General features: G+C 45.8%; 2 protein-coding genes. Both read right to left on the reverse strand.

Features of this window, described 5'->3' with window-relative positions:
* Positions 1 to 135: 135 nt before the first annotated feature.
* Positions 136 to 471 (reverse strand): IS66 family insertion sequence element accessory protein TnpB, encoded by a 336-nt coding sequence (tnpB, locus tag L6C30_RS14605; protein ID WP_004828548.1) that lies wholly within the window; start codon positions 469 to 471, stop codon positions 136 to 138.
* Positions 468 to 851, reverse strand: coding sequence for a transposase (locus L6C30_RS14610; RefSeq protein ID WP_004828545.1), 384 nt, complete (start codon positions 849 to 851; stop codon positions 468 to 470). The genes tnpB and L6C30_RS14610 overlap by 4 nt, the downstream gene beginning before the upstream one ends.
* Positions 852 to 937: the final 86 nt, after the last annotated feature.

Consider the following 937-nt stretch of genomic DNA (forward strand, 5'->3'; position numbering starts at 1 on the left):
GCCGGGTAAATTCCAGCAGTTGTTCATGGGTCAGTTGGCTTAAGTCAGGCAGCGTATTCATGACCGCAGTATGCCTGAGGTCATGAGAAGAATGAAATAGAACGTTTGGAGGATGGCAGAATGGTCGAGCCTGGTTTAGAGCATTGTGACCACCTGCTGTCGTCCAATGCGCTGCCAAGGCAAACCCTGGATTAATGCCTGTAACTGTTCCGGGTTGAGAGCTACGCTTTCACCCTGGTGAACTTTAGCCCAGTGGAATTTTCCCTGTTCCAACCGCCGGGCACACAGCCAGATGCCCAGTCCATCATGTACCAGCACTTTCATGCGATGGCCACGTTTATTACAGAACAGGTAAGCACAATGCGGTTTAATGTAGCCAAAGGCTCTCACCACCTGAGCCATGACAGTATCCATCCCTGCTCGCATATCCAGAGGTTGGGTAGAAAGCCAGATTTCATCGATACGGATCATGTTGCCAGCACCTTGAGTAATTCTGCCAAGGCAGGTATTTCTGATACTTGCCATTTCAAGCCAATTTCTGCTTTTGAGTGGGGTAAAGTAATTTGAACTTTTAACATGTCAGTAGGAGTAGGATCTAATGGTGCAGAGCAAGATAAGGCAATAAATGCAGGTTTATTCGGTAGTGGTGAGCGATCACTCCCTGGCTTAGCATCAATTAAGCGAATCCATTTGGATACAAGATTTGTATTCAATCCATGTTGCAAAGCGACTGAAGCAATTGAAACGTCCGGTGCTTTACAAGCCTGAACGATCTGCTGTTTAAATTCAGCACTGTATGTTCTTCGTTTTTTCGCAAGAGATGCGATGGATGTCTGATGATTTGTAGTCATAAATTTAAGTCCCCACTTGTTTCTAAGTGGGGACTAAATTAAGGCTTATAGGATGAATTCAGAAGGTGTGTTCAGCGGACGCTTAC

This window comes from Acinetobacter sp. KAM396 (genome assembly GCF_021602765.1).
Classification (GTDB): Bacteria; Pseudomonadota; Gammaproteobacteria; order Pseudomonadales; family Moraxellaceae; genus Acinetobacter; species Acinetobacter towneri_A.

Bases quoted from the DNA above. Each gene is read 5' to 3' on its own strand.
- tnpB (WP_004828548.1), bottom strand. From the start codon at position 471: ATGATCCGTATCGATGAAATCTGGCTTTCTACCCAACCTCTGGATATG.
- L6C30_RS14610 (WP_004828545.1), bottom strand. From the start codon at position 851: ATGACTACAAATCATCAGACATCCATCGCATCTCTTGCGAAAAAACGA.